Source organism: uncultured Thiodictyon sp. (genome assembly GCF_903828115.1).
Taxonomy (GTDB): domain Bacteria; phylum Pseudomonadota; class Gammaproteobacteria; order Chromatiales; family Chromatiaceae; genus Thiodictyon.
On record NZ_CAIKKU010000619.1, the window covers coordinates 1 to 2137 of the forward strand.

Annotated in this window: 2 protein-coding genes; both read right to left on the reverse strand. The window is 72.8% G+C overall.

Features of this window, described 5'->3' with window-relative positions; translation table 11 throughout:
- Positions 1 to 222: hypothetical protein (locus tag QZY48_RS23360; RefSeq protein ID WP_295435602.1), on the reverse strand; the 222-nt coding region annotated here is incomplete at its 3' end.
- A 1-nt stretch (position 223) separates the two neighbouring features.
- Positions 224 to 1903 carry a hypothetical protein gene (locus tag QZY48_RS23365; RefSeq protein WP_295435603.1) on the reverse strand — a complete coding sequence of 560 codons (1680 nt, stop codon included), beginning with the start codon at positions 1901 to 1903 and terminating at the stop codon, positions 224 to 226.
- Between the last annotated feature and the right edge of the window lie 234 nt (positions 1904 to 2137).

A 2137-nucleotide genomic window follows, 5' to 3' on the forward strand; every position in this document is an offset into this window, starting at 1 on the left:
GGTGCGGGCGCGCACGGGCGCGGGCAGCGGAGCGGGCGGCGGCGCCGGTGCCGCGGTCGCGGGCGGCGGGGTCGCGGCGAACTCGTGCTCGGGCGCGTCGACCAGATCGCCGAGCTCGAACCGCGGGTCGGCGGGGTCGGTGCGGATCGCACCCCAGTCGTCCGGCTCGTCGTCGTCGTCGGTCGGGTCCATGGCGAGTCCGCCTTGAATAGTGTCGGTCATCTCAGTCCGCCAGCACCCGCATCACCACCCAGTCGCGGTCGGCGAGGTGGTGGTCGATGAGCGGCGCGGTCAGCTTCCAGGTCTGGCCCTTGCCCTTGATCCGGAAACCCTGATCGCTGGCCGCGCCGCTGACGCTCAGGCCCGCGTCCTTGAGGGCCGCGCGCAGGGCGTCCAGGGTCGTGCGCTGGTAGCGGTCGCGCTCGGCGGGGGAGGCCGCGGTGGGGACCACGAAGGCATACCAGATCTCGGCGGGCGGGGAGCGGTCCGACAGGGTGCCGGTGCGCGACGAATAGACGATCCGCAGTTCGGCCAGCACCGCGGCGCCGCGACCCTTGGCGTCGGGGCCGCTACCGGAAACGGGCGCGTAGGCGAAGCAGTCGATACGGTATTCCCGGCCCGGTTGCTCGAAGGCCTGGCCGCCGCAGTCGTTGCGTCCGCCCGGCTGCAGGCGCCGGGCGGCGGCGAGGTCGAGGCCCCAGAGCCGTGCGACCTCGTTGGCCCGGTAGCCGGTGCCCTGGTCGGTAAACAGGGTCTTGCCCAGGAGGGCGCGCGGCGTAATGGTTTCGGTCAGCCCGGGGCCGGGCGGAGGCCCGATCATCGTCACCGACCAGGCATCGGACCAGCGGTCGCCGATCACCCGCAGGAAGGCGCTTAAGTCGGCCGCGGCGGCCGCGTAGGCGTCCGGCAAGGGGCCCGTGGTGATACCGAGAGGCGCCGGGTCCAACGCTTGAAAGAGGCGCCCGAGCTGCTCGAAATAGTCGGCCACGGTGCGACCAGCCTCGGCCGGATTTTGGGCGCCCAGGCCGAGGGACGACAGCCGCGGCAGGCCGCCCGCGCGCGCTGGATCGAGCCCCCGGGCGACGCTGTCCATGAGCCGCTGCGCCCCCGCGGTGAAGGCGTCCGCGCGAGCGGGCGCGGCGCCCTTGCCCCAGCCCCCGGCGGGCCAGACCAGCGGGTGCCGCGGCAGGGCACGCAGTCCGGCGATCACGGCCTCGGCCTTGGGCAGCCGCAGGTCGAAGCGCGACCAGTCGAAGTCGGTGGCGGCGCGCACGGCCGCTTCGGTGTCATCGAGCGCGGCAATGGCGGCGTCCAGGGTCGGTGCGTCGGTCCCGTTCGGGCGGACCTGGCGGTCCGGCCCCGCGGCCGGCCCCGGGGCGCCGGTCAGGGCCGGCGGCAGGATCAGGGCCAGGGTGAGCAGGAGGCTTGCCGGTGCGACACGCTGGGTCCAATCGCTGTCCGGATGGATGCGGGCCAGGCGCGGGGCCAGTGCCAGGGCGCCGGCCAGGGTGGCCGTGATCAGCGCGTGCAACTGGGCGGTCGGCAGCCAGGCGGGGCGCACCAGGGCGGCGAGCGCGATGACGGACGCCAGACAGGCGAGCCCGAGCGCCCACAGACGCGGCCACAGCGGACCCGGCCGCCGACTGCCGACGGCCACGACCGCCCCGGCGAGTATCGCGGCACCGAGTGCGGCCAACCAGGGCAGCGGCAGAAAAAACCGGTAAGCGGCACGCAATTGGGCGCTGTGCTGGACCGCCGCCAGGACGCTCAGCAAGGCCAGCAGCGAGGCCCAGGAGAGCATCGCGGCCGGCAGACCCAGGGTGCCGAGCCGCTGCGCGACGGACCCCGGCGCCAGCGGGTCGGGGATGGCGGACTGCCGCTCACGATGCCCAGCATCACCCATTACCCTAACTCCGGCAGTTGCTCACGCCAAGACGCCAAGACGCCAAGAAATACAATAGGGTTAGCAATGTCACCAGTTATAGGGTACGCATCGCGTACCCGCCATGCTGCCACGACCGCCGGAGCCGGGTACGCGATGCCCTACCCTACAGCGACAGCTACCGGACGGTCTCACGGACCGGGCGTCGTTGTCGTTGTCGTAATCGTGGTCGGATGATTCGATTACGACAACGAC